Raw genomic sequence first — 5,897 nt, forward strand, 5'->3', positions numbered from 1 at the left:
CCGGCTGGCGGCGCTGATGGGCCTGCGCGTGGTGTTCGTGCTGACGCACGATTCTATCGGCGTCGGCGAGGACGGGCCGACGCACCAGCCGGTGGAGCATCTGGCGGGGCTGAGGATCATTCCCGGCCTTACCGTGATGCGCCCGGCCGACGCGGTGGAAACGGCGGAATGCTGGCAGGCGGCGCTGGGGCGGGTGAAGGGGCCGGTGGCGCTGGTGCTCTCGCGCCAGACGCTGCCGTCGCTGCGCGACCGCGAGGCGCGGGAGAACCTTTCCGCCCGCGGGGCCTATGAGTTGTGGGCGGCGGGCTGCGGCCCGGCGCAGGTCACGCTTTTCGCCACCGGGTCGGAGGTGAACGTGGCGGTGGCCGCCCGCGCCGTGCTGGAGGAAGAGGGCATCGGCACGCGCGTGGTGTCGGTGCCGTCGTTCGAGCTTTTCGCCGCCCAGTCGCCCGCCGCCCGCGCGGAGGCGATCGGCGGCGCGCGGGTGCGCATCGCCATCGAGGCCGCGATCCGCACCGGATGGGAGCGTTTCATCGGGGACGATGGCATCTTCGTCGGCATGAGCGGCTTCGGCGCCAGCGCGCCGGCGGACGTGCTGTTCCCCTATTTCGGCCTCACGCCGCTGAAGGTGGTGGAGGCGGCGCGCGCGGCCGTGGCCGGGGTGGCCGCCGCGCAGGTTGCCGCCACCGCGCGGGAGCGGCAAAGACAGGCAGATTGATCCAGTCGGTTTCCCGTGCGGGCAACCGGCTTTATGTGACACACAAGGGCAGGCCACGGCAGCCGCCGTGCCCGGCCAAATCCACGAAACGGAGAGACGCCATGGCTGTGAAAGTAGCGATCAACGGTTTCGGCCGCATCGGACGCAATGTGCTGCGCGCCATCATCGAGTCGGGCCGCACCGACATCGAGGTGGTGGCCATCAACGATCTCGGCCCGGTCGAGACCAATGCCCATCTGCTGCGCTTCGATTCCGTCCACGGCCGCTTCCCGGCCGAGGTGACCGTCGACGGCGACACCATCAATGTCGGCCGCGGCCCGATCAAGGTCACCGCCGTGCGCAACCCGGCCGAGCTGCCGCACGCCGAACTCGGCGTCGACATCGCCCTTGAGTGCACCGGCATCTTCACCGCCCGCGCCAAGGCGGCCGCCCATCTTGAGGCCGGCGCCAAGCGCGTGATCGTTTCCGCCCCCTCCGACGGCGCCGACCTGACCGTCGTCTATGGCGTGAACCACGACAAGCTGACGAAGGATCACCTCGTCATCTCCAACGCCTCGTGCACCACCAACTGCCTTGCGCCGGTGGCCAAGGTGCTGAACGACGCGGTGGGCATCGAGCGTGGCTTCATGACCACGATCCATTCCTACACCAACGACCAGCCGACGCTGGACCAGATGCACAAGGATCTCTACCGCGCCCGCGCCGCGGCGCTGTCGATGATCCCGACCTCCACCGGCGCCGCCAAGGCCGTGGGTCTGGTGCTGCCGGAGCTGAACGGCAAGCTCGACGGCACCGCCGTGCGCGTGCCGACGCCGAACGTTTCGGTGGTGGACTTCAAGTTCATCGCCAAGCGCGCCACCACCAAGGACGAGATCAACGCGGCCATCAAGGCGGCGGCCGACGGCCCGCTGAAGGGCGTGCTCGGCTACACCACCGTTCCGAACGTGTCGATCGACTTCAACCACGATGCGCATTCTTCCACGTTCGCCATCGACCAGACCAAGGTCCTCGACGGCACGCTGGTGCGCGTGCTGTCGTGGTACGACAACGAGTGGGGCTTCTCCAACCGCATGAGCGACACCGCCATTGCGCTGGCGAAGCTGATCTGACGACGGGGTTTCCGGCGGCGGGCGGCTTTCACGCCCGCCGCCGGAGGCATGTCTGCAAACGGGGGAAGCGGGAGCCCGGCCCGAGGCTGCGATCACGCGCCGGCCGGCTCCGCCGGAAGAAATCCTGAGAGGCAAGCGATGGCCAAGTTCCGCACACTCGACGACATCGATGCCGCCGGCCGGCGTGTTCTGGTCCGTGTGGATCTGAACGTACCGGTCCGGGACGGCGCGGTCACCGACGACACCCGCATCCGGGCCGTTGCGCCCACCATCACCGAACTCGCCGGCAAGGGCGCGAAGGTGATCCTGCTCGCCCATTTCGGCCGCCCCAAGGGCAAGCGCGACGAGAGCCAGTCGCTGAAGGTGGTGGTGCCGGCCGTGGCCAAGGTTCTGGGCCGCCCGGTGGCCTTCGCCGACGACTGCACCGGCGAGACCGCTGCCGCGGCCGTTTCCGCGCTGGCACCCGGCGAGGTGCTGGTGCTGGAGAACACCCGTTTCTACAAGGGCGAGGAAGGCAACGATCCCGAGTTCGTGAAGGCGCTCGCCGCCAACGGCGACCTCTACGTCAACGACGCCTTCTCCGCCGCCCACCGCGCCCACGCCTCCACCGAGGGGCTGGCCCATGTGCTGCCCGCCTTCGCCGGCCGCTCCATGCAGGCCGAGCTGGAGGCGCTGGACCGGGCGCTGGGCGCCCCGGTGCGTCCGGTCGCGGCCATCGTCGGCGGCGCCAAGGTTTCCTCCAAGATCGATCTTCTGGAGAACCTCGTCACCAAGGTCGACCTGCTCGTCATCGGCGGCGGCATGGCCAACACCTTCCTCGCCGCCCGCGGGGTCGATGTCGGCAAGTCGCTGTGCGAACACGATCTGGCCGAGACGGCCCGCCGCATCGAGAAGGCGGCTGCCGCCGCCGGCTGCCGCATCGTGCTGCCGGAAGATGCCGTGGTGGCGGAAGCCTTCGCCGCCAACGCGCCGAACCGTGTCGTGACCCTCGATGCCGTGCCGGCGGAGAGCATGATCCTCGACGTGGGGCCGAAGTCGGTGGCCGCCGTGGTCGCGGCGCTGGAGGAGGCCCGCACGCTGGTGTGGAACGGCCCGCTCGGCGCCTTCGAGCTGGAGCCGTTCGACCGCGGCACCGTCGCGGCGGCCCGCGAGGCGGCCGGGCTGACGGTTGCCGGCAAGCTCACCTCCATCGCCGGTGGCGGCGACACCGTGGCTGCCCTGAACCATGCCGGCGTGGCCGACAAGTTCTCCTACATCTCCACCGCCGGCGGCGCCTTCCTCGAGTGGATGGAAGGCAAGGCCCTGCCGGGCGTGGAGGCGCTGAAGGCGTGATATTGCCGGCTCGCCCGGCCGGCCGCCACGGCGGGCCGGGACGGGACGGCAAAGCAATTTCGTCGCGGGGCCGCCGCCGCGGTCTCCGGCTACACTCGGAACGACAAAGCAACGGGACTGGAACGATGACTGAACGCCTCGCTGATATTGCGGCCGCCATGGTCGCCGATGGCAAGGGTCTGCTCGCCGCCGACGAGAGCACGAGCACCATCAAGAAGCGCTTCGACTCCATCAAGCTGGAATCGACCTTCGAGGCCCGCCGCGACTACCGCGAAATGCTGTTCACCGCCGAAGAGGCGATGACCAAGTACATTTCCGGCGTCATCCTTTTCGACGAGACCATTCGCCAGTCGTCGCGCAACGGCACGCCGCTGGTGGACCTGATCCGCAAGGCCGGCTCCATTCCGGGCATCAAGGTGGATGCCGGCGCCAAGGCGATGGCGGGCTTCCCGGGCGAGAGCATCACCGAGGGCCTCGACGGCCTGCGCGGCCGGCTGAAGGAATATCACGACCTCGGCGCCCGCTTCGCGAAGTGGCGCGCGGTGATCGATATCGACACCACGACCGGCCTGCCGAGCTATGGCGCGCTGCGCGCCAACGTGCAGGCGCTGGCCCGCTATGCGGCGCTTTGCCAGGAAAACGGCATCGTCCCGATCGTCGAGCCGGAAGTCATCATGGATGGCCCGAATTCCACCCATGACATCCACACCTGCTATGCCGTGACCGAGAAGGCGCTGAAGTTCCTCTACGAGGAGCTGTTCATCGCCCGCGTCGATCTGGAAGGCACCATCCTGAAGCCGAACATGGTCGTTCCGGGGCAGAAGAGCCCGGTGCAGGCCAGCCCCGAGCAGGTGGCCGAGCTGACGGTGAAGCTGTTCAAGGCAACCGTTCCGGTGGCCGTGCCGGGCATCGCCTTCCTCTCCGGCGGCCAGTCGGACGAACTGGCGACCGAGCACCTGTCGCTCATCAACCAGATCGGCGACCTGCCGTGGAAGATCACCTTCTCCTATGGCCGCGCGCTGCAGGCTGCCGCCATCAAGGCTTGGGGCGGCAAGGACGAGAACTGGGCCGCCGGCCAGCGCGCCTTCACGCACCGGGCGAAGATGAATTGGCTTGCCGGCAACGGCAAGTGGAAGGCTGAACTGGAAAAGGCGGCGTGAGCGCGTCGGCGAAGAAAAGGAAAGGGCGCGCCACAGGCGCGCCCGAATCCTCAGGCCATGTTGCAGCCGCTGCCGGAAAAACCCCGGCGGCGGCTGAACGCGTCCGTCCGCGCCTGTTCCTGATCGCCGGCCCCGAAGCGGGCGAGGGCGAGGCTGCGGAAAAGGCACTGGCGGAGGCGCTGGCCGGCGGCGACGTGGCGGCGGTGCTGCTGCTGCCCGGCGATGCCGACGAAGCGCAGTTCCAGCGCCGTGCCGAAGGGCTGGTGCCGGTGGCGCAGGCGGCAGGTGCCGCGGCGATCCTTGCCGGCGACACCCGCGCGGTTGGCCGTACCCGTGCCGACGGCATCCATGCGGACGTGGACAGCGAGGACTTCGCCGCGCTGCTGGAAAGCCTCCATCCCGACCGCATCGTCGGGGCAGGTGGCATCCGCGAGCGGCACCATGCCATGCAGGCCGCCGAGCAGGGCGCCGACTATGTGTTCTTCGGCCTCCTCGATCTGGTGCCGGAGGACGAAGCCCACCCGAAGACGATCGCCCTTGCCGGCTGGTGGGCGGACGTTTTCGAAGTTCCCTGCGTCGCCCTCGCGGGCGCCGCGATTGCCAGCGTCACCGGCGTTGCGCTGACCGGGGCAGACTTCGTGGCCGTCCGACAGGCGGTGTGGTCTCATCCCGACGGTCCGCGGGCCGCGGTGGCCGAGGCCAACAGGTTGATCGATGAGGCATTCGCATCTGCTGACGGGTTGCGGTGACAGGACCGGGCACGCCGTGTCCGGCCCGGATCGCGGCGGCTCCAATACCGGCTCGACCTGTACCGGTCCGGCTCGCACCGCCCGGCGGATGCAGTGGCGCCGCCACATGCTGAACCGGCCGCTGCTGCTGGCCGTTCTGGCGGTTCTGCCGGCGCTCGCTGCGCCGGTTCCCGCCGTTGCCGGCCTGCTCGATCCCCTCGATTCCGCGTGGAAGAAGGTGCAGTCCGTTCTGCCGCTTCCCGGCAAGAAGCAGCCCGACGGACAGCCGGCCGAAGGCGACCAGCCGGCTGCCGGCGGCAATCCGCTGGTGATCCGTCCGGCGGTGCCCGCCGCTGTGCCGCCCGCGCCGCAATCGTCGCCGCAGGCGCAGGGCACCGTCGCGCAGGCGCCCAGACCGCCCCGCGTGGGGGCGCTGCCGGCACCCCGCCCGGAATTGCCGGCTGTGGCATCGGCACCCGCGGCGGAAACCGCAGCCCCCGTGCCAACCGATACGGCCGCCGCCGTGCCGCCGGTCGCGGAGAGCGCACCTGCCGTCGTGGTCGGAGAGAGCGTGCCCGCAGCGGAGGCAGCGCCGGCGACACCGGCCGCTGTCGCGGCTGCGCCGGCCGAGCCGGCTCCGGCAAGCCCGGCGGCTGCAGCGGAAGCGGCGCCACAGCCCGCGCAGGCAGCGTCCGGGCAGGGCGCGTCGGCGGGCGGCATTCCGCAGGCTTCGCCCGCGGTCGTGCCGGTGCAATCCCCGGCGTCCGCGCCGCCCTCCGGGGCTTCTCGGGATGAGGCCGTTGCCACCGCCCCGGCAGAGGCTGCTGCGGCTCCGGTTTCCGGTGCCGAT

General features: G+C 70.2%; 5 protein-coding genes and 1 pseudogene. All 6 read left to right on the forward strand.

Annotated features, from left to right (window positions below; all coding sequences use genetic code 11):
* A partial coding sequence (locus tag V7067_RS14600) for a transketolase C-terminal domain-containing protein (RefSeq protein ID WP_334176636.1) occupies positions 1 to 718 on the forward strand: 718 nt, incomplete at its 5' end.
* A 101-nt stretch (positions 719 to 819) separates the two neighbouring features.
* Entirely contained in the window at positions 820 to 1,827 is a 1,008-nt protein-coding gene (gene gap, locus V7067_RS14605; RefSeq protein ID WP_334176637.1) for a type I glyceraldehyde-3-phosphate dehydrogenase, read from the forward strand.
* A 138-nt stretch (positions 1,828 to 1,965) separates the two neighbouring features.
* Positions 1,966 to 3,159, forward strand: coding sequence for a phosphoglycerate kinase (locus tag V7067_RS14610; protein ID WP_334176638.1), 1,194 nt, complete (start codon positions 1,966 to 1,968; stop codon positions 3,157 to 3,159).
* A 125-nt stretch (positions 3,160 to 3,284) separates the two neighbouring features.
* Positions 3,285 to 4,319, forward strand: a complete 1,035-nt coding sequence (locus tag V7067_RS14615; protein ID WP_334176639.1) for a class I fructose-bisphosphate aldolase — start codon at positions 3,285 to 3,287, stop codon at positions 4,317 to 4,319.
* Positions 4,316 to 5,068: a thiamine phosphate synthase gene (locus V7067_RS14620; RefSeq protein WP_334176640.1), complete on the forward strand. Its 753-nt coding sequence runs from the start codon at positions 4,316 to 4,318 to the stop codon at positions 5,066 to 5,068. The genes V7067_RS14615 and V7067_RS14620 overlap by 4 nt, the downstream gene beginning before the upstream one ends.
* A gap of 106 nt (positions 5,069 to 5,174) precedes the next feature.
* Positions 5,175 to 5,897, forward strand: a pseudogene (locus V7067_RS14625) (hypothetical protein); the annotation flags it as partial.

The sequence above is a fragment of the Pseudoxanthobacter sp. genome, assembly GCF_036822375.1.
In the GTDB taxonomy this organism is placed as follows: Bacteria; Pseudomonadota; Alphaproteobacteria; order Rhizobiales; family Segnochrobactraceae; genus Pseudoxanthobacter.